Genomic DNA, 19,549 nt, shown 5'->3' on the forward strand with positions numbered 1-19,549 from the left:
CTTAGTTCGCCACAGCAAACTGCGAGTCATATAAATTTTTATAGTAACCATCAGTTTTAAGTAATAATTCCTGATGCGTTCCTTGTTCAACAATCAATCCCTTATCCATCACCACAATTTTATCTGCATTTACAATTGTTGCTAGTCTATGTGCAATAATAATAGAAGTTCTTCCTTTTGTGATCGTCTCCGTTGCACGCTGAATCATTTCTTCTGAATACGTATCGATAGAAGAAGTGGCTTCATCCAAAATCAAAATACTCGGATTACTCACATACGAACGTAAAAAAGCAATAAGCTGGCGCTGACCAGAAGAAAGCATGACACCTCGCTCTTTTACATCAAAATCATAATTATCTGGAAGATTCATAATAAAATCATGAACACCAATTTTCTTTGCCGCATCAATTACCTTATCTCTAGTAATTGCTGGATTATGCAAGGTAATATTATTATAAATCGTATCGGCAAACAAAAATACATCTTGCAAAACGACTGCAATTTGTTTTCTTAAAGAAGCCAAAGTATAATTTTCAATATTTTCTCCGTCAATGCAGATTGTACCGCTGTTGATTTCGTAAAAGCGATTCAATAAATTAATGATAGTCGATTTTCCGGCGCCCGTTGAACCTACAATAGCTACAGTCTGTCCAGATGAAACCGACAAATCAATTCCTTTTATAACTTCTTCTTCGGGAATATAGCTAAAACGAACATCCTTAAATTCGATGCTTCCGTTAAAAACAGGCGCTTCAATCGTTCCTGTATCCTGAATATGATCTTGCGTATCGATAATATCAAAAACACGATTGGCTGCAATCATTCCTAATTGCATCTCATTAAATTTATCCGCAATTTGTCTTAACGGATTAAATAGCATTCCGATAAACATCGTGTAAGAGAATAAATCTCCAAAAGTTGTAAAATGATCTCCGTTCAAAATTCTAAAACCGCCATAAACCACAACCAAACCTAAAGTAATAGACGAAATAATATCGGCGATAGGGAAGAAGATGGAGTTGTACAATATCGTCTTAATCCAGGCAACTCTATGTTTGTTATTGATTTCTTTAAAATTTTCGGCTTCGATTTTTTCGCGGTTAAAAAGCTGCACGATTTTCATTCCCGTTACGCGTTCCTGTACAAACGAGTTCATGTTGGCAATCTGAGTTCGCACTTCTTCAAAAGCCACTTGCATTTTGCGTTGAAAAATTCTAGTTACATAAACCAAAATTGGCATCGCAATTACGACAATCCAAGTCAGTTTCCAGTTCATGTAAAACATAAAAATCAAAACTACAACCATTTTCATCAAGTCGCTTATAATCATAAACAAACCTTGACTGAAAATACGAGCAATCGATTCAATATCCGAAACAGCACGGGTCACCAATTGTCCAACCGGAACCAAATCAAAATATTTCATCCTAAAACTCAGAATATGCTGAAAAAGTTTGGTTCTAATATCTTTTACAATGTCTTGACCGAGCCAGTTTGCCCAATACACAAAGTAAAACTGAGAAAAAACCTCCATAAGCAAAACCACTCCCATCAAAATGATGTACAGCAGCAATCCCATTTTATCATGAGTTTTGATGTAACCGTCGACTGTTTCTTTAAGTAAATAAGGACGAAGCGCGGCAAAAATAGACAGCGAAATGGCAAAAATAATTACGCCGTAATAACGCCATTTATAAGGGCGGGTATATTTTAAAATTCGTTTGAATAATCCTGTGTCGAATGCTTTTGCTTTCATTTATTTTTTTTATGCTTTAAGCTTTAGGCTTTAGGCCGTAAGCTATTAGCTGTAAGCAACTAGGGATAAGCTTAAAGCTTATTGCCTAAAGCCTAAAGCTTATAAATAATCGTAATAAATATTGGTTAAATATAAACCGTGTGCTGGGACAGAAAACCCTGCTTTTTCTCTGTTTTTGCTGGCAATAATATTTTCAAAATCCTCCAGCGTAATTTTGTGTAAACCTATATTAATTAAAGTTCCCACAATGGAGCGAACCATATTTCTTAAAAACCGATTTGCCGAAATGGTAAAAATCAGTTTTCCGTTTTCTTGTTTCCAGAACGCCTCAAAAATCGTGCAATCAAATGTGTTGACATCAGTATTAACTTTTGAAAAACACTGAAAATCGGTATGCTTCAATAATAATTGTGCCGCATCATTCATTAAATCCACATCAAGTTTCTGCGTTACATACCAGCTCAATTCCTGTAAAAACGGATTCTTAACCGTATTGATATGATATTCATACGTTCGTTTAGTTGCGTCAAATCGGCAATGGGCATCATCGTGAACTGGTAAAATATCAAAAATCGCAATGTCTTTTGGTAAATACGAATTCAGTTTATAAACCAAAACCGGAATGTCTAAAGCCTTTTCTGTGTCAAAATGCCCGTACATTTCACTCGCATGAACACCAGTATCTGTTCTTCCAGCGCCCATAATGCTGATAGTTTCATTTAATAAAACTGAAAAAGCCTTATTTAAAGTTTCCTGAACTGAAGAAGCATTTGGCTGAATCTGCCAGCCATGATAATGTGTTCCGTTGTAAGCGAATTGAATAAAATATCTCACTGTTGAGGTTCAAAGGTTCAAAGGCACAAAGGTATGAAAAAAAGCTTCTAAGATGCTAAGGTGCTAAGGTGCTAAGTTTTTTCTTTTTTTTAGTGAAAAAGTTGCAAAGGTTCAGAGTTACAAAGGTTTTTTTGTAATTTCTATCTGTAAAGACTGCAGTGCGTCTTTCGTTCTGTTTTAAAATTTAGTTATTGAGTAATCTGACGTTAGACACACCACAGTACGTCTCTCCAGAAAAAAACTTAGTATCTTAGCATCTCAGAATCTTAGCCTCTTAAAAAAATGACCAAAATTCTCTTACTTTCCGATACTCACAGTCACATCGATGATACAATTTTAAAATATGTTGCTCAAGCCGATGAAGTCTGGCATGCTGGAGATATTGGAGATCTGAGTGTTACGGATACTATAAAAAAGCTAAAACCACTAAGAGCAGTTTATGGAAATATTGACGATGCGAAAGCTAGGTTAGAATTTCCATTAAATAACCGTTTTTCATGTGAAAATGTATCGGTTTGGATTACGCACATTGGAGGTTATCCTGGGAAATACAATCAGAATGTTAGGGAAGAACTAGCGCTGAATCCTCCAAAATTATTTATCTGTGGGCATTCGCATATTCTGAAAGTCATGTTTGATAAAAAGAACAATTTATTGCATATGAATCCGGGTGCGGCTGGAAAAAGCGGTTTTCATAAAGTAAGAACCATGCTTCGATTTGTAATTGACGATGATAAAATAAAAGATTTAGAGATTATTGAGATAGGAGCCAAGTAATTAATGTGGTAGCGGAATCTGAATTTTTATTTTAGTTCCCTGATTTTCTTTTGAAACAATTGATAATGAACCTTTGTATTTTTTAATTCTGGCCCTAATTCTGTTTAAACCAAAACCTTCAGCGTCTTTTAATTTTTGAGTTTTAAAGCCAATTCCGTCATCATAGATACGTAAGACCAATTGATTTTCTTTTTCCGTAAGAGAAAGTTTTGCTTTTTTGGCATTACTATGTTTTGTAATGTTGCTGAATAATTCGCTGACAATAAAATAAATTTTCATTTCAAATTTCTCAGCATATCTTCTGCTGGTTGGAATAAAACTCGAAAATTCAAATTCAATAGCAGAATTGGAGTTTTTTTCGCATAAATCTTCTAAAGAATATATCAGTCCAAAACGCACCAAAAGTGATGGAACAAGATCATGAGACATATCTCTTAAAAGTTCATGAGCTTCAGATAAAATAGCTTTTGCCTTTTGTATTTCATTAGATTTTATATCGTTCTGAGCTGTAAATGTATTTAAATGCAATCCAGCTGAGGATAATAACGAATTGATATTGTCATGCAGAAAAGAAGCAATTTTCTTGTGTTCTGCTTCTTGAGAATCAATGCCAGAATTGATGATATCTAGAAGAATTTTCTGTTTGGTGTCTTTTCGTTTTATTTTTTGCTTAAGCTTATTGTTTTGGTATAGGAAATAAAACAAAAGAAAAATGATAACGGTAAGTATAATAGATAAGCTAACGATTTTCTTATTTCGCAACTGTTCCGATTTGCTAACAGGCTTAATTGTTGTTTTATTATCAACTTGAGTTTGAAGAGTCTTTGCATTTGCAATATCTTTTGGCTGTGCAAGACTAGTTGCTTTAACAGCAAAAAATAATAGCAAAGAGATTAAAAAACGAAAAACAGACATAAAAGCAATTGTTAAGGATTGATCAGATTGTTTTTAAGGGCATATTTCACTAAGCCGATTGTACTTTTAATATTCAGCTTTTTCATGATGTTTTTACGATGCGTTTCGACAGTATGCGAACTAATAAAAAGCTTTTCACTGATTTCTTTTCCGCTATATTCCAAAGCAATCAGAATAATGATTTCAATTTCACGTGGACTTAAGATCGGATTTTCTATAATCACATTATGATTCAGTTTTGGACTGTCCATAAAGGAGTTGAAGATTTTTTCTCTGACCGCGTCGCTAAAATATTCCTGACCTTGATAAACGGCTTCAACCGCTTCAATAATATTTTCTCCAGCGCAATTTTTTGTCAGATAGCCTTTTGCGCCTAGTTTCATTACTTCTTTAATGATTTTTAAATCATCATAGCTAGATAAAATAATGACTTTACAAGGCAGTTGTTTTTCTTTAAATTCTTTAAGGGTTTCAATGCCATCTTTTTTCGGCATGCTGATGTCTAAAATTAAAACATCGGCGAGGTCTTTCACAACATCATCATAGACAGTTGTGCCGTCTAGTGAAGTTCCTGCCACTTCAAAGTTTGAAACGGTTTGAAGTAAGTTGGACAATCCATCAATTAAGACCTGATGATCGTCTGCAAGATGAATCCTTATTTTTGGTGTCATGATAAATTTGAATTTGAAAAATGCAAATTTATCACGTAAAAGCAGTATTATAGTGCCCTTTAGGTTTGATTTATAACATTATAGGGTAAAAAAAACCCGAATAAAAATTCGGGTTTTTCTTCGCACAAAATAAACTAAGTTTATAGGTTTACCTCAAACGATCAACAGATTTTACAAGATCTTCGTCCTTTTTGATGGCCTTATTAGCTAAAACTAATAACACGATAGCAACAATCGGCATGAACATCCCAATACCTTTCTCAGAGACCTCAGTCCCTCCAGATAAATTTAGTGATCGATATACAAATAATCCTAATAAAATTAAATTTAATATTATATTAAGTCTGTTTAGCACAAACTGATTTTGTCTCTTTTTAAATGAAATGATACTGATAATACTAAGCATAGTCGTCAAACCTAATAAAACAGTATAAAGTTGATCCTGCATAAAAAAGAATGGTTTTCCTGCACTAGTTGTCCAAAGCGGAACAAAAAGCATTAAAATGCCAGTTGCAGCAAAAGCTAAAAATAAATATACAGTCTGAATTCTTTGTATCATGGTCTAAAAATGTTTTACAAAAATATATTTTCTTTTTTTAAAATACTATTGTATGATAAAATTTTATTCGTATTATTGCATCATAATACCGTAAGCACTTCATACTGCGGTCAATTCAAATTAATTATCTACCTATTCTTTTTACAGTATTCCTTAAAATAATTAAATTCATAGAACATTCATGTTTGATATTTCTGCATTAAAAGAAATGAAGCTTTCTGAGCTTCAAGAAATAGCTAAGTTAGCTAAAACAATAAAGATTACTGGTGTCAAAAAAGAGACTTTAATTAGTCAGATTTTAGCACACCAAGAAGCATCTCTTGCGCCGACAGAAACTCCAAAAACTGAAGCAGCAGAAACTAAAGAAGAGAAACCAAAACGCGCTAGAATTGCACCAGCCAAAGCAAAAGCAGCAAATACCAAAAATGCACCTGTTTTAGAATTTGATAAAGTAGAGGAAACTGTTCAGAATACAGAAACTGCAGAAAAAGTAGAGCCAATTGCAGAAACGACGATAGAAGCAGTACAGGAAAATAAGCCTGCGGCAGGAAAAAAAGAACCTAAAGCAGTAAAATTCAATAAACAGGCATACGAGAAAAAAGTAGCACTTAAAAAAGAGAAAGAGGTAGTAAAAGAAGTAGCATCTGAAGAAGTTACAGATTTAACTCCATCAGAACCAATTTCTGAGCCAACAGCAGAAACAGCTGAAAAAACTACACAAACCCCTGCAAAAAAGGTTAATCCGAATCAGAATAAAAATCAGAACCAGAACCAGAATCAAAACCCGAATCAGAACCAAAATCAAAACGGGAATGGCAATGGAAACGGAAACCACAATAACCAAAATCCTAATCATAAGAATAAAAAGAATAACAATAATTTCAGAGATTCTGATTTTGAATTTGACGGAATTATTGAAAGTGAAGGCGTTCTAGAAATGATGCCAGACGGTTATGGATTTTTACGTTCATCAGATTATAATTATTTAGCTTCTCCAGACGATATTTATTTGTCAACTTCACAAATCAGATTATTTGGTTTAAAAACAGGAGATACAGTAAAAGGAGTGGTTCGCCCTCCAAAAGAAGGTGAGAAATTTTTTCCTTTGGTTCGTGTATTAAAAATCAATGGTCACGATCCGCAAGTAGTTCGCGATAGAGTTTCTTTTGAACACTTGACACCGGTTTTCCCTTCAGAAAAATTCAAACTTGCCGAAAAAGGCAGTTCTATTTCAACAAGAATTATAGACTTGTTTTCACCAATAGGTAAAGGTCAGCGTGGTATGATCGTTGCGCAGCCTAAAACGGGTAAAACAATGCTTCTTAAAGATATTGCAAACGCAATTGCGGCCAACCATCCAGAGGTTTATTTAATTGTTCTTCTTATTGATGAGCGTCCAGAGGAGGTTACCGATATGCAAAGAAGTGTGCGTGGTGAAGTTATTGCTTCAACTTTCGATAGAGAACCGCAAGAACACGTAAAAATCGCTAATATCGTATTAGAAAAAGCAAAACGTTTGGTAGAATGCGGTCACGATGTTGTGATTCTATTAGATTCTATTACACGTTTAGCAAGAGCTTACAACACCGTTCAGCCTGCATCTGGAAAAGTATTAAGTGGAGGTGTTGATGCCAATGCATTGCAAAAACCAAAACGTTTCTTTGGAGCGGCTAGAAATGTAGAAAACGGTGGATCTTTAAGTATAATCGCAACTGCATTAACAGAAACTGGTTCTAAAATGGATGAGGTTATCTTCGAAGAGTTTAAAGGAACAGGTAACATGGAACTTCAATTAGACCGTAAGATAGCCAATAAACGTATTTTCCCTGCAATCGATCTTACATCGTCAAGTACACGTCGCGACGACTTGTTATTAGATGAAAAAACATTACAAAGAATGTGGATTATGCGTAAATATCTATCAGATATGAACCCAGTAGAATCTATGGATTTCGTAAACGATCGTTTCAAGAAAACGAAAAATAATGAGGAGTTTTTGATTTCTATGAATGACTAACAAAGATTCTAAGGTTCTTAGATGCTAAGATTCTAAGTTTTCTGAACCTTAATAAATATAAAAAAGGATGAGTAAAACTCATCCTTTTTCTTTTAACCATGCTAAGAGAAAAACCTAGAACCTTAGCATCTTAGCAACTCAGTGCCTTATTTCTTATCAACTACAGGTCTATTCTCTCTATTTGCCAATTCCCATGCTACCGCGAAAGCCAGTTTAGTTCTTTTGGTTAAAGCATCGTATTCAATTTTTTGAGGCTCGTCACCTTTTCCGTGATAATCTTCGTGAACTCCGTTGAAGAAGAAAACAGATGGGATGCCGTGTTTAGCAAAGTTATAATGGTCAGAACGCTCGTAGAAATGATTTGGATCTTTCGGATCATTAAATTTAAAATCCAAGTCCATTTTAATGTATTTTTCATTTTGACCCACAACTGCATTGTGTAAGTCAGATGATAGCCTGTCAGCACCAATTACATACACATAGTTGTTTGTATTTGAATGTTCAACATCACGACGACCGATCATGTCGATATTGATGTCGGCAATTGTATTTGCAATTGGGAATAACGGATTTTCAGAATAGTAGCGAGATCCATGCAAACCGTGCTCTTCTCCAGTTACGTGAAGAAACAAAATTGAACGTTTTGGTCCGTGCCCTTGTTTTTTCGCTTTCGCAAAAGCTTTCGCCATTTCCATAACCGCTACAGTTCCTGAACCATCGTCATCAGCACCGTTATACACTTCGCCATCTTTAATGCCAACGTGGTCATAGTGCGCAGAAATTACCAAAACTTCATCTGGTTTTTCTGTTCCTTCAATATAAGCCCAGATGTTTTCTGAATCAGGAAGGTTCTGATTGCGTCTTGCATTCATAAATGTTGCAGGAACAGGCTGATAGTAATCTGAAGCCCCTTTTGGAAAAGAGATTCCACTTTTTTTGTATTGCTCAATCATGTAAAGACCTGCTTTTTTCTGTCCTTTCGAACCAGTTTCACGGCCTTCCATTTCATCAGAAGCAACAGTGTAAAGCATTTTTTTAAGATCCTTTTCGCTGATAGCCTTAATATATTTTGAAGGATCTGAATTGTCTTTAGATGCTGTTGGCTGCGTCGTTTTACAAGAGTACGCAGTAACAATTAAAAATAAAATGAGTAATTTTTTCATTCTAAATAGTTAGTGTAAATTAATAAATGTGTAAAGAACGTAAAAGGTGAGTAAAAATAGGATAAAAAGAGAATTTATTATAAACAAGAAAAAGCTTTTTATAAAAGAGACTATTCTTGACTCGCCATAAAAACGGTGATGTGCAGGATAAAAATAATAACACATCCAAATAGTTCCCGCAAAAGTGGTAATACCTGAGATAAAAGATAGCGGACTATCTTCTCCAAAAAGACCAATTAGTCTTTCGATGATAAACATGATAAGGAAAATTAGTAAGAGAAAAGAAAAATAGTGGAGCGTGAAAATTCCGTGATCAAAATAATACCATTTCTTTTTGTTGTGGAAAAGCCACAAGAAAAAAGCAAAAAATGGCATTATTATAAAGAGGATTTTAGGAAGATTATGAAAGAACGATTCCACGAATTTTTCATAAATCTCTTTTTTTGTATATTTTTCTGTTACGTGTATAGCTTTTTCAGAAAACCAATATGAAGAGGCATTTAACTTCTCATTTTCTTTTCCATATTTCTGAATCGAATCAATTTCTTTCATAGTTTTAAAATGGAAATATCTTTTGTCGTCCTTTCTGCTTATATTTAGGCTGTCCGTAGCTTTAGAGATTTCTTTGTTCAATGCTTCTTCACTTTTATCAATTTTTTCGCCTACATTGTTTGGAAACATTGCAATTAATAAAAATGTAATAAAACTTATAAAAATATAAAGTCGAACCGGAGCAAGATAAGATAAACGTTTTCCTGAAAGGTATTCTTTTGTAAGCGTTGAAGGCTTGAATAGTAGATTTTTAATAGTTTTCCAGAATGCATTTTCATAATGTGTCAAATCTTCAAAGAAATGGATAAACAAATGATGAAAAGTTTTTCGGCTATCGCTGTTTTCCTGTCCGCAGTTCGGGCAGAATTTCAGTTCTACAACATGCCTGCAGTTTAGACAAGTTTTGTCTTCTCTAATTTTGTTATGTGACATTGGTTTATGTTAATTGATTTGTTTTGGTAGTCTTTAGGTTTTTTTGAAATTATTTTTTCAGGACTTCATTTAAGAAAAGCTGCAAATGGTCAAAAGATCTTTTTGCCGCAACAGCATTGTATGCAGCACCTTTAGAATTGTCATTTCCTGCTTCAGGATTTGTAAATGAATGAACAGCATTGGCATAATAAATCATTTGCCAATCTGCTTTAGCATCGCGCATTTCCTGCTGAAATGATGCAATTTCTTCTTTAGAAACAAAAGGATCGTCTGCACCATGGCAAATAAGAACTTTTGCAGAAATCGGTTCTGTTTTTCTGCTGGCATCTTTTCCTAAACCTCCATGAAACGAAGCAATTCCTTTTACATTCAGATGTCCGCGGGCTGCTTCAAGAACTCCCGTACCGCCAAAACAATAACCAATAGCGACAATATTATCAGCATTGGCACCAGACTTAACTAATTCCTTTAAGGCAGCGTCAATACGTTTTTGATACGCTTCGTAATTTGTTTTATAAAATCCTGCTTGTTTTCCTGCTTCTCCCGTGTTTTTAGGATAATTTCCTTCACCGTATATATCTGCGATAAAAACGTGATAGCCTAATTTAGATAATTCTTCAGCAATTCCTTTAGAAGCATTATCAATTCCTAACCAAGCTGGTAAAAGCAAGATGCCTGGATTGTTAGTGCTTTTTTTAGCAGATTTTATAAATAAGCCATTCAATTGCTGGCTTCCTTCTGTATATTTTACTGGTTTTAATTGCGCATTCATGAGATTAGAAAATAAGATTGCACTGAATAAAATGACTATGGAGTTTTTCATGATTTCTTCAATTTTTAACAAATATCAGAAATATTATGTTACAAAAAAACCTCACAAGTAAAATCTTGTGAGGTTTGTAACCAATATTGTAAAAGAATGTTTTTTCTTTTTTATAATGAAATGTTTCGTTTAAAAGCGCAACCCAATTCTACAATAGAATCGGTTTTATCGATTCCTGGAATTCCATCGATTTTTTCATAAAGGATGCGGCGCATATGCTCATGGTTTTTCGCAATGATTTTTATGTAAAGCGTAAAGGAACCGGTTACATAATAACATTCGGTAATCTCAGGAATTTCTTTAAGCGCTTCAATAATCCGTTCAGAATCAGAATCTTTGTTTAGTGTGAGTCCAGTAAAAGAAGCCCAGTCGTAACCTATCTTCTTTTCCTGAATAATGGGCTTAATACCGCCAATCACGCCTTGTTCAATCATTCTGTTAATACGCTGATGCACCATTGTATTTGATATTTTAAGATTAGTGGCGATGGCAGAATAAGCCATTCTTCCATCTTTTTCTAATTCTTTAAGAATACTAATATCAAATTCGTCTAATATATCCATTCAGTAAAAATCGTTTTAAAATTGAGTCTTTTGCGATTCATAAAAGTAATCCTTTTTTTTAATAAACAGACATTGAATCAAATTTCTCAAAAATAAATATGCCTTTTTCGAGGTGTTTAAATTTAAGTTTTGACTTTTATTTTGTTATATTTAAGTCAAAATGTTGTTTTTAGGATTGTTATTTGTTTAATTTTATTATTTTTGTAGAAATAAAAAGCATATTATGATAAGTACAGAAAAAACACTTTCATCAAAATCAGAGGTTCTGATTGAAAAAGAAAACAAATATGGAGCTCATAATTACCATCCGCTTCCTGTCGTTTTAGAACGTGGCGAAGGCGTATATGTATGGGATGTTGACGGAAAGAAATATTATGATTTTTTATCTGCTTATTCTGCAGTAAATCAAGGCCACTGCCATCCTAAAATTGTAAATGCAATGGTAGAACAAGCTCAAAAACTGACTTTGACTTCTCGTGCTTTTTACAATGATAAATTAGGGAATTACGAAGAATATGTAACGAAATATTTTGGTTTCGATAAAGTTCTTCCAATGAATACAGGTGCCGAAGCGGTTGAAACAGCTTTGAAAATCTCTAGAAAATGGGCTTATGAAGTAAAAGGAATTCCGGAAAATCAAGCGCAGATTATTGTGTGTGAGAATAACTTTCACGGAAGAACAACAACAATCATTTCATTTTCGAATGATGAAACGGCACGCAAAAACTTCGGACCTTTCACAGATGGTTTCATCAAAATAGAATATGATAATCTTGAAGCGCTTGAAAATGCTTTAAATTCATCAAAAAATATCGCTGGATTCTTGGTTGAACCAATTCAGGGTGAAGCAGGAGTTTATGTTCCTTCTGAAGGTTATTTAGCGAAAGCGAAAGCACTTTGCGAAAAACACAACGTACTTTTTATTGCGGATGAGGTACAGACGGGAATCGCACGTACAGGAAAATTATTGGCAGTTCATCATGAAAATGTACAGCCTGATGTTTTAATTTTAGGAAAAGCAATTTCTGGCGGAGTTTATCCAGTTTCGGCTGTTTTATGTAATGATGAAATCATGAATGTGATTAAACCAGGACAGCACGGATCTACTTTTGGTGGAAACCCTGTTGCAGCGGCAGTTGCAGTTGCGGCCTTAGAAGTAATTAAAGACGAAAAACTGGCTGAAAATGCAGAACGTTTAGGAGTTATTTTAAGAGATGGATTAAATAAAATTGCTGCAAAAAATAACTTAATTACGCTGGTTCGCGGAAAAGGTTTATTGAATGCTATCGTAATCAACACAGACGAAGAATCTGATTTAGCTTGGGAAATCTGCTTGAAATTTAGAGACAACGGATTATTGGCAAAACCAACTCACGGAAATAAAATCAGACTTGCACCACCTTTGGTAATGACCGAAGAGCAAATTAAAGAGTGTCTTGACATTATCGAGAAATCTTTGAATGAGTTTAAATAATCGTCCTTTGAGATTAAAAAATAAAAAGCAGCAAAATGTATTTGCTGCTTTTTTTGTAAAAACCATTTTTTCGTTTTAAAAAGCGACTGTTCTATAGACAATCGCTTTTTGTTATAATTACTAAAAATATCAAAAAAAGTAATTATTTCTTTTGAGGAGCACCAGGAATTAATTCTCCTTTTTGCTTGAATTTGCTGTATTCTACAACTCCTGTTTTGTCGGCCCAGTCAAAATATTTTGCCGAAAGATCATTTACAATTCCCGGATTTTGTGCTGCCACATTATTCGTTTCTCCACGGTCTGCTTCAAGATCGTAAAGTTCCCATTGGTAAGCAGGGTAAGTTGAGACCAATTTCCATTTTCCTTCTCTAACCGCTCTGTTTCCAGCTCTTTCCCAGAATAAAGGCGCGCCACGATTTACTTCAGAAACACTGTCAAATAAAACCGGAAGCAGGCTTTTTCCAGGAAGCGGATTAGAATTTACGCCATTTAAAGTTTTAGGATATTCAATTCCTGCCAATTCATAAAAAGTAGGGGCAAGGTCAATAATATGTCCAGTTCCTTTATCTATTCTTCCCGCCTTAATTTTTGATGGATACCAAGCAATAAAAGGAGAGCTGAATCCGCCTTCATGCATATTATTTTTGTAATCCAGTAAAGGAGTATTAGAAAGATATGCCCAATTTTGTTCCTGATAATCAAAAGAACCAGAAGAACCTACTGGCCCGTCGTTGCGGACCAAACCTCTTCTTAAAGGATTGTAAGTATTAAATCCGCCTTGAGCACCATTATCTGCAATGAAAATAATTAAAGTGTTTTTGTCTTTTTTAAGCGCTTTTAATTTGTCTAAAACTTTACCCACATTTTGGTCCATATTGTCAACCATTGCGGCATAAACTTCCATTTTGGCTTTCCAGAATTGTTTTTCATCATAAGTCAGTTTATCCCATTCTGGAACTTCTGGATCCCTAGGAGAAATAGTTTGATTGGGTAGAATGATACCGCTTTCTTTCAATTTCTGGATTCTTTTTTCTCTCAAAATATCCCAGCCTTCATCAAATTTGCCTCTGTATTTGGCAATATCAACTTGTTTTGCCTGTAATGGCCAATGAGGCGCCGTAAATGCCAAGTATAAGAAGAATGGTTTGTTTTCTTTGTTTTGCTCTTCTAAAAAAGTAACCGCATTATTCCCGATTTCATCTGTAAAATAGTATGAATCGTCTTTTGGATGTAGTTCTTCGTTATTTCGAATCATCTTTACAGGATAAGGTGTCGTCCCGAAAGGAAGAGGTTTCGTGTCAAAATAATTAGAAGCCCCTTTCAAGATTCCGTAAAATTTGTCAAAACCTCTTTGGTTTGGCCACTGTGACTGATCTTCAGAACCCACATGCCATTTTCCAGACATTAAAGTGCTGTAACCTCCCGAACGGAAAACTTCTCCTAAAGTTAAAGATTCTTTATTTAAATAACCTTGATAAGCTGGAAGACCAAGATTGACATCAAAATAGCCAACTCCAGCTTTATGCTGATATTGTCCAGTTAGCAAAGAAGCTCTCGTTGGCGCGCAAATAGAATTGTTGTAAAACTCACGGAGACGTGTTCCTTCTTTGGCCAAACGATCTAAATTTGGTGTTTTGATTTCAGACCCATAGTTCCCTAAATCGGAATATCCCATATCATCCACCAGAATTAAAATTACGTTGGGTTTGGCAGATGCAGTCTGTGCTTCGGTTTGGTTGGAGCCTATTATTCCCGTCAATAAGACAGAAAACAAAATATTTATTCGTTTATTCATTTTATTATAATTTACCGTTAGTATATTTTTGGTTTGTATTTTTTTCTTTTTGAAAAGTTCAAAAGGGAGATACATTTCTAGAAACATCCGTTAGAAACATTTGGTCGTTAGAATTGAAATCGAATTGTCCTTATACATTCCGAAGGAGTGTGCGTTGTTTTTAAGGTTTAAAAAGCAAAAAAGCTATAATCAACGTAATAAAGATATTAAAGAATTGTGCAATTAAAAATGCGATCAAAGGTTTTCTGCTATTATGCTGTAATAGGTCTTTAAAATTGGTTTCTAAACCAATACTGGTAAAAGTCAAGGCAAACCAAAGTCCTTGCAGATTCTTTAAACTTTCCTTTAATTCATCACGAGTTTCTGGTGCAACAAAAAAAGAGAAAACAATGGAAGCCGCAATAAAACCAATAACAAACTTTGGAAAACGTTCCCAGATTACCCCAAGAGTTGGTTTAGATTCCCGAACTTCAGAAGACTGATTGTGAGTATAGGTCCAATAAACAGAAATCGCAAAAGCAGCTAATCCCAATAAAACATTTTGAGAAAATTTTACAATTGTACTTATTTTTAAAGCCGTTTCGCCAACCAAAGTTCCAGATGCCACTACAGCGCCAGAAGTATCAATGCTTCCGCCAAGCCAAGCTCCTGTAACTTCTTCGGGAAAATTAAAATGACTGGCAATTATTGGCATAAAAATCATCATAGGAATCGCAGTTACCAAAACCATAGAAATCACGTAAGACAATTTTTTAGAATCGCCTTTTATCGCACCAGAAGTGGCAATTGCCGCCGAAACACCGCAAATTGAAACCGCACTCGAGATCATCATAGTCAATTCGTTGTCGACTTTTAGTTTTCGGCAAAGCCAAAAAGCAAAATACCAAACCGATAAAACGACAACCAAAGCTTGAATTAAACCTAATGAGCCTGCTTTAAGAATATCCGAAAAAATGACGCTGGTTCCCAGTAAAACCAATCCGATTTTGACAAATAATTCAGTTGACAAAGCAGAACGAAACCATTCTGGGAGTTTGAAAAAATTACCGATTATCAATCCGATAGCTAAACTGAAAATTACGGCTTCTAGATTGAGTGCTTTTACTTCAGTATTTCCTGCAATAATTAAAGCTAGAATCGTTAAAACATAAACTACGGGAAATCCGAAAATGAAATTTTTAACCGATTTTCCAACTAAAAATATGCCGATTACTCCAATAGCAATGAAATAAAAAAACTGAAAACCTATTATTTTAATATTTTTAATATCGAAAACATTGGTAATTAAGTCTGTTCCGTTTGTCCATTTAAAAACAGGAACTTGCGGCAGAAAAATGAAAAGCGAAATTCCGATAATGAGAAAGCCGAGAATAACGACGGTCCAGTCTTCGTGAAGGTTATATTGTTTTGTTGAAGTTGACATTTGATATTTTTCTTTCCTGCAAGGTTTTCAAAACCTTGTAGGTATTGGTTATTAATTTTGGAATAGATAAAATAAACCTACAAGGTTTTGAAAACCTTGCAGGAGTTTGCGTAAGCCTATTAGATTTTTTTTATCCTAAAAAACTACAAATCGACAAAGTATTTTTGTTTGTCAAAATTGAATTCATAATAAGTTAGATTAGGCCACAGCGGTTTAATTAAACCTTTTTCCCAAGTTTGCAACGCAGTTTGCAATTCTTTTACTTTACCTGGATTTTTTTGTGAGAGGTCTGTTGTTTCCGATTTATCTGAGGCAAGGTTATATAGCCATTTTTGGTGTGTTTTTCCACTAATGACTAGTTTCCAATCGCCGCTTCTAATGGCTTTTGCATCGCCCGAACGCCAATATAAATCTTTGTGCGCTATTTTATTTTCTTTTACGGTTTTAACTAAATCTACACCATCATAAATTCTGTCTTTTGGCAAATCAGAACCAATCGCTGATGCAATGGTGGTAAAAATATCCAAAGTGCTTACAGGATTTTTGTAAACCGTATGGGGTTTGATTTTTCCTTTCCACGAAAGTGCAAAAGGAACATTGATTCCGCCTTCAAAATGAGAAAATTTACCGCCTTTCAATGGAGCGTTTGTCGTCGCAAAAGTATAATCGGCACCGCCATTGTCGCTGGCAAAAATGATTAAGGTATTATCTTCCAAACCTTCTTTTTTGACTTTTTCGCGAATTCTTCCAATGGCATCATCCAAAGCGCTGATTATGGCAAAATAGACGCGTTTATTTTCGTCTTTTACATTCGGAAAACGATCGTAATACTTTTTACGAACCTGAAATGGCGTATGAGGCGCATTAAACGGAATATAAAGCAAGAAAGGTTTGTTTTTATTCTTGTCAATAAAAGCTTCCGCTTCTTCAGCAAATTTTTCGGTTAAATACGCTTTTTCATCAATAATGGTGCTGTCTCTGCGAATTTGTCCAATTCCGACACGGCCGTTGCCCCAAATGGTTTTGTCGGTAAAATCTTTGTGATGATGATTAATGATATCTGGATTATCATCTTCTGGAGCATAAAGCGAAAATGCCTGATAAAACCCGTAATGATAATCGAAACCGCGGTCCAAAGGAAAAAATCCTTTATTGTGTCCCAAATGCCATTTTCCGATAATCCCAGTGGTGTAACCTTGCCTTTTTGCCAAATCTGCAAAAGTGATTTCAGATTTTGGCAGCCCCTGCGTTTTAATGGAAGCCTCGTTCGGATAATTGATTTTATCATTTAATCTCCATCCGTCTGTGTTGATTAAATATTTAAAGCCATAATATTCTAAATTGTTTTTTGGATAACGATCTCCAGGTTGATATTCATGTCCAAAACGTTCTTGATATCTTCCTGTAATCAATCCGGCACGCGAAGGCGAACAGATTGCAGCAGATGCATAACCATCTGTAAAAGTAACTCCAGAAGCAGCCAAAGAATCGATTTGTGGGGTAGGAGACGATTTTCCGCCGTAGAGCGAAATATCATACTTGCCCAAATCATCGGCAAGCAGAATAATGATATTGGTCTTTTTTCCAACAATGGAATCTTTAGGTTTTGAGGCTAAAAATTCCTTTTTGCCTTCTGCCAATTTCTGATCTTCTTTGACTAAAGTGCCATCAGTATTAATCGGCCAGAATAAAAATGCTGCTAGAATGAGAAGCACTATTAAAAAGGGGAGAGCAATTTTGGTTATTTTTTTATACGTTGCCATATTTTGGTTTTTGGTTAGTTCGCATTGCTTTTGCCGGTATTTTGTCATCCTTAGGAACGAAGGATCACACACGTAGCTCTACAAAGATTGTCGACTCTGATTACTGAATTACTAGTGTGATCCTTCGTTCCTCAGGATGACATACTGTGCGTTGAAACTGTGTAAAAGATTGTGCTTACTTCGAAGCCAGCGCAACATCAACTTCGTTTTTCAAGTCATTTATTCCTTCTTTCTTAAAAACAATTTTACCGTTTTGATATAAGATCAAAGTCGGAAAAACTTTTACGGTTTTTAGATCGGCAATTACTTGCGGACTGTCCTCCAGTTCAATTTCTACGATTTTTAAATTGCTTCCGTATTCAGACCTGATATTCTCTAAAACTGGTTTTACTTTTTTGCAAGGCGCGCAGTATTTGGAACCGATATCTACGAGAACAGTTTTGTTATCAGTAATGATCTTATTGAATTCTGCCAGAGACAATTTGCTTTTTAGATTAGAATAAAAAGGTTTTCCGTTTCCAATCCAATTGGCAATTCCGCCTTCTAAACTATAGGCTTCTGAGAAACCATTTTTTAGTAATTCCTTTTCTAAAGCGACGCTTCTGCCAGCTCCGATAGAATAAATAAAAACAGGTTTTGATTTATCTAGTTTAGCAACAGATTGCGCATAATTTTCAGATTGAAGATTAAAGTTTACAGCACCTTCAATATGATTCAATGCAAATTCTTCAGGAGTTCTGGCATCAACAATCTGCGGATTTTTTTGACTTTTTATTTTCGAATAAAATGAATCGAGCGATAATGAGCTGTGAATTTCATTTTGCGAAAAAGCAGCAACTGCCCATAAAAAGGCAATTGCTGTTATACTGGATTTTAAGATTTGATTTTTCATATCACGAAGCATTATACTTGTTCTAATACTGGTGCAGGAGTTTCTTCAGCGGAAACTGGCTTTGGTTTTAGCGGAAGCGATAATACTCCCTCGGCAAGAGAACTTCCTTCTTTTTTAGATTTAAAAATAGGCCAAAGAAATTGTGCGTACCATTCTTCTTGTTTGTATGATTTTGTTCCGAATGATTTTGGATATTGGCGAGTAATCAATCCTGTTCCGAAAATGACATCCCAGATAAAAAACATGTTTCCGAAGTTTCCTTTAAAATGTCCAACACCGTCTCCGCTTGTATCTGCATGGTGTGCGTGATGTGTTGCTGGAGTAGAAATCAATCTTTCTAAAACCCATGCAATTGGATGCAATACTCTGTATTTGTAAAATGGTTTATCCCATGGAATGCTTGAATGCGCTCCCAAAGTGATAAAACTTTTGATTACTAAAACAAATAAAGCAGGAAGTCCTAAACCTAAATAGGTTAAAGTGGCTGTCAAATAAATTTGAGAAAAGAAAACCGTATAAATAAAGTTTTGTCTTGAAGCCATCGCCATTCCCATGTACGGAGCCGAATGATGTGTCCTGTGAAAGCGCCACAAGAACGGAATCTGATGATGAAGTCTGTGATACCAATATTGCGTTAAATCATCGGCAATTGCTATTAAGAAAAAACCTCCCCAAAACGGAACCCATGATAATGAATTAGCCAGATTTGGCAATAAATAAGGTAAAGCAGTTAGACTGAAAAAAGCAATTACAGGAGGCAAAAGCAATTTTGGGGCTAAGAAACAAACAATATCTATTTTGCGTTCTTCACCTGTCCATTCGTCATCGTAAAGTCCAGCGGCAAATTCTATAATTCCTAAAACGATCATAAATACAGTTAATCCCCAAGTTCTGATATTAGCAAAAACAGGTTGTGCAAATTCTAAAAATGAAGGCAGTGTTATATGCGATTCACTTATAGCTCCGCCAGTTAATTTAAAATATAGATAAATTGCCACTACAGGCAATGAATAAATGAAGAAACTTATTGTGAAGTCTCTCGTTAGTTTTTCTTTTTGAACTATTGCCATGATTTCTTATTTTAAAAATTGATTTACTACTGCTAATCCGCCAGCTAGGATAGCCAGTGGAACTAAAAAC

General features: G+C 34.9%; 17 protein-coding genes. 3 read left to right on the plus strand and 14 right to left on the minus strand.

The annotated features are described in order from the left end of the window. Position 1: 1 nt before the first annotated feature. Both GR162_RS11565 and truA read right to left on the minus strand, forming a co-directional pair. On the minus strand, positions 2 to 1,756 hold the full coding sequence (locus tag GR162_RS11565) for an ABC transporter ATP-binding protein (RefSeq protein WP_160782274.1): 1,755 nt from the start codon (positions 1,754 to 1,756) through the stop codon (positions 2 to 4). Positions 1,757 to 1,855: 99 nt separating this feature from the next. Next, positions 1,856 to 2,590, minus strand: coding sequence for a tRNA pseudouridine(38-40) synthase TruA (truA, locus tag GR162_RS11570; RefSeq protein WP_160782275.1), 735 nt, complete (start codon positions 2,588 to 2,590; stop codon positions 1,856 to 1,858). A 282-nt stretch (positions 2,591 to 2,872) separates the two neighbouring features. On the opposite strand from truA, the gene GR162_RS11575 reads away from it, so the two are divergent. Continuing rightward, positions 2,873 to 3,367, plus strand: a complete 495-nt coding sequence (locus tag GR162_RS11575) for a metallophosphoesterase (protein ID WP_160782276.1) — start codon at positions 2,873 to 2,875, stop codon at positions 3,365 to 3,367. Here the strand turns inward: GR162_RS11575 and GR162_RS11580 are convergent, their stop codons facing one another. From GR162_RS11580 to GR162_RS11590, 3 genes are all read right to left on the minus strand, one after another. Further along, on the minus strand, positions 3,368 to 4,282 hold the full coding sequence (locus GR162_RS11580; protein ID WP_160782277.1) for a sensor histidine kinase: 915 nt from the start codon (positions 4,280 to 4,282) through the stop codon (positions 3,368 to 3,370). An 11-nt stretch (positions 4,283 to 4,293) separates the two neighbouring features. Then, on the minus strand, positions 4,294 to 4,953 hold the full coding sequence (locus GR162_RS11585) for a response regulator transcription factor (protein ID WP_008468668.1): 660 nt from the start codon (positions 4,951 to 4,953) through the stop codon (positions 4,294 to 4,296). A 148-nt stretch (positions 4,954 to 5,101) separates the two neighbouring features. Further along, positions 5,102 to 5,512: a DUF4293 domain-containing protein gene (locus GR162_RS11590; protein ID WP_008468670.1), complete on the minus strand. Its 411-nt coding sequence runs from the start codon at positions 5,510 to 5,512 to the stop codon at positions 5,102 to 5,104. A gap of 181 nt (positions 5,513 to 5,693) precedes the next feature. On the opposite strand from GR162_RS11590, the gene rho reads away from it, so the two are divergent. Continuing rightward, the gene (rho, locus tag GR162_RS11595; protein WP_160782278.1) at positions 5,694 to 7,529 is read left to right on the plus strand and encodes a transcription termination factor Rho; all 1,836 of its coding nucleotides are present in this window, start codon (positions 5,694 to 5,696) and stop codon (positions 7,527 to 7,529) included. A gap of 146 nt (positions 7,530 to 7,675) precedes the next feature. Here rho and GR162_RS11600 read toward each other — a convergent pair whose 3' ends face one another. The 4 genes from GR162_RS11600 to GR162_RS11615 form a co-directional block, all read right to left on the minus strand. Continuing rightward, complete coding sequence (locus tag GR162_RS11600) at positions 7,676 to 8,692, minus strand: M28 family peptidase (protein ID WP_160782279.1); 1,017 nt, start codon at positions 8,690 to 8,692, stop codon at positions 7,676 to 7,678. Between the two features lie 9 nt (positions 8,693 to 8,701). Further along, entirely contained in the window at positions 8,702 to 9,676 is a 975-nt protein-coding gene (locus tag GR162_RS11605; protein ID WP_160782280.1) for a DUF3667 domain-containing protein, read from the minus strand. A gap of 49 nt (positions 9,677 to 9,725) precedes the next feature. Beyond that, entirely contained in the window at positions 9,726 to 10,499 is a 774-nt protein-coding gene (locus GR162_RS11610; protein WP_160782281.1) for a dienelactone hydrolase family protein, read from the minus strand. 110 nt (positions 10,500 to 10,609) lie between these two features. Beyond that, positions 10,610 to 11,062: an Lrp/AsnC family transcriptional regulator gene (locus GR162_RS11615; RefSeq protein ID WP_160782282.1), complete on the minus strand. Its 453-nt coding sequence runs from the start codon at positions 11,060 to 11,062 to the stop codon at positions 10,610 to 10,612. 223 nt (positions 11,063 to 11,285) lie between these two features. On the opposite strand from GR162_RS11615, the gene rocD reads away from it, so the two are divergent. After that, positions 11,286 to 12,536 (plus strand): ornithine--oxo-acid transaminase, encoded by a 1,251-nt coding sequence (gene rocD, locus GR162_RS11620; protein WP_160782283.1) that lies wholly within the window; start codon positions 11,286 to 11,288, stop codon positions 12,534 to 12,536. Positions 12,537 to 12,678: 142 nt separating this feature from the next. Here the strand turns inward: rocD and GR162_RS11625 are convergent, their stop codons facing one another. From GR162_RS11625 to GR162_RS11645, 5 genes are all read right to left on the minus strand, one after another. Beyond that, positions 12,679 to 14,331 carry an arylsulfatase gene (locus GR162_RS11625; protein ID WP_160782284.1) on the minus strand — a complete coding sequence of 551 codons (1,653 nt, stop codon included), beginning with the start codon at positions 14,329 to 14,331 and terminating at the stop codon, positions 12,679 to 12,681. Between the two features lie 160 nt (positions 14,332 to 14,491). Beyond that, entirely contained in the window at positions 14,492 to 15,754 is a 1,263-nt protein-coding gene (locus GR162_RS11630; RefSeq protein ID WP_160782285.1) for a YeiH family protein, read from the minus strand. A 143-nt stretch (positions 15,755 to 15,897) separates the two neighbouring features. After that, positions 15,898 to 17,517: a sulfatase-like hydrolase/transferase gene (locus tag GR162_RS11635; protein ID WP_160782286.1), complete on the minus strand. Its 1,620-nt coding sequence runs from the start codon at positions 17,515 to 17,517 to the stop codon at positions 15,898 to 15,900. A 175-nt stretch (positions 17,518 to 17,692) separates the two neighbouring features. Continuing rightward, positions 17,693 to 18,409, minus strand: coding sequence for a thioredoxin domain-containing protein (locus GR162_RS11640; protein WP_202393931.1), 717 nt, complete (start codon positions 18,407 to 18,409; stop codon positions 17,693 to 17,695). An 11-nt stretch (positions 18,410 to 18,420) separates the two neighbouring features. Beyond that, on the minus strand, positions 18,421 to 19,479 hold the full coding sequence (locus GR162_RS11645; RefSeq protein ID WP_160782288.1) for a sterol desaturase family protein: 1,059 nt from the start codon (positions 19,477 to 19,479) through the stop codon (positions 18,421 to 18,423). Positions 19,480 to 19,549 lie beyond the last annotated feature (70 nt).

It is taken from the genome of Flavobacterium sp. HBTb2-11-1 (assembly GCF_009826975.1).
Taxonomy (GTDB): domain Bacteria; phylum Bacteroidota; class Bacteroidia; order Flavobacteriales; family Flavobacteriaceae; genus Flavobacterium.

Coding starts and splice junctions, on each gene's coding strand:
- GR162_RS11565 (WP_160782274.1), bottom strand. CDS start 1,756: ATGAAAGCAAAAGCATTCGACACAGGATTATTCAAACGAATTTTAAAA.
- GR162_RS11575 (WP_160782276.1), top strand. CDS start 2,873: ATGACCAAAATTCTCTTACTTTCCGATACTCACAGTCACATCGATGAT.
- GR162_RS11580 (WP_160782277.1), bottom strand. CDS start 4,282: ATGTCTGTTTTTCGTTTTTTAATCTCTTTGCTATTATTTTTTGCTGTT.
- GR162_RS11585 (WP_008468668.1), bottom strand. CDS start 4,953: ATGACACCAAAAATAAGGATTCATCTTGCAGACGATCATCAGGTCTTA.
- GR162_RS11590 (WP_008468670.1), bottom strand. CDS start 5,512: ATGATACAAAGAATTCAGACTGTATATTTATTTTTAGCTTTTGCTGCA.
- rho (WP_160782278.1), top strand. CDS start 5,694: ATGTTTGATATTTCTGCATTAAAAGAAATGAAGCTTTCTGAGCTTCAA.
- GR162_RS11600 (WP_160782279.1), bottom strand. CDS start 8,692: ATGAAAAAATTACTCATTTTATTTTTAATTGTTACTGCGTACTCTTGT.
- GR162_RS11605 (WP_160782280.1), bottom strand. CDS start 9,676: ATGTCACATAACAAAATTAGAGAAGACAAAACTTGTCTAAACTGCAGG.
- GR162_RS11610 (WP_160782281.1), bottom strand. CDS start 10,499: ATGAAAAACTCCATAGTCATTTTATTCAGTGCAATCTTATTTTCTAAT.
- GR162_RS11615 (WP_160782282.1), bottom strand. CDS start 11,062: ATGGATATATTAGACGAATTTGATATTAGTATTCTTAAAGAATTAGAA.
- rocD (WP_160782283.1), top strand. CDS start 11,286: ATGATAAGTACAGAAAAAACACTTTCATCAAAATCAGAGGTTCTGATT.
- GR162_RS11625 (WP_160782284.1), bottom strand. CDS start 14,331: ATGAATAAACGAATAAATATTTTGTTTTCTGTCTTATTGACGGGAATA.
- GR162_RS11630 (WP_160782285.1), bottom strand. CDS start 15,754: ATGTCAACTTCAACAAAACAATATAACCTTCACGAAGACTGGACCGTC.
- GR162_RS11635 (WP_160782286.1), bottom strand. CDS start 17,517: ATGGCAACGTATAAAAAAATAACCAAAATTGCTCTCCCCTTTTTAATA.
- GR162_RS11640 (WP_202393931.1), bottom strand. CDS start 18,409: ATGAAAAATCAAATCTTAAAATCCAGTATAACAGCAATTGCCTTTTTA.
- GR162_RS11645 (WP_160782288.1), bottom strand. CDS start 19,479: ATGGCAATAGTTCAAAAAGAAAAACTAACGAGAGACTTCACAATAAGT.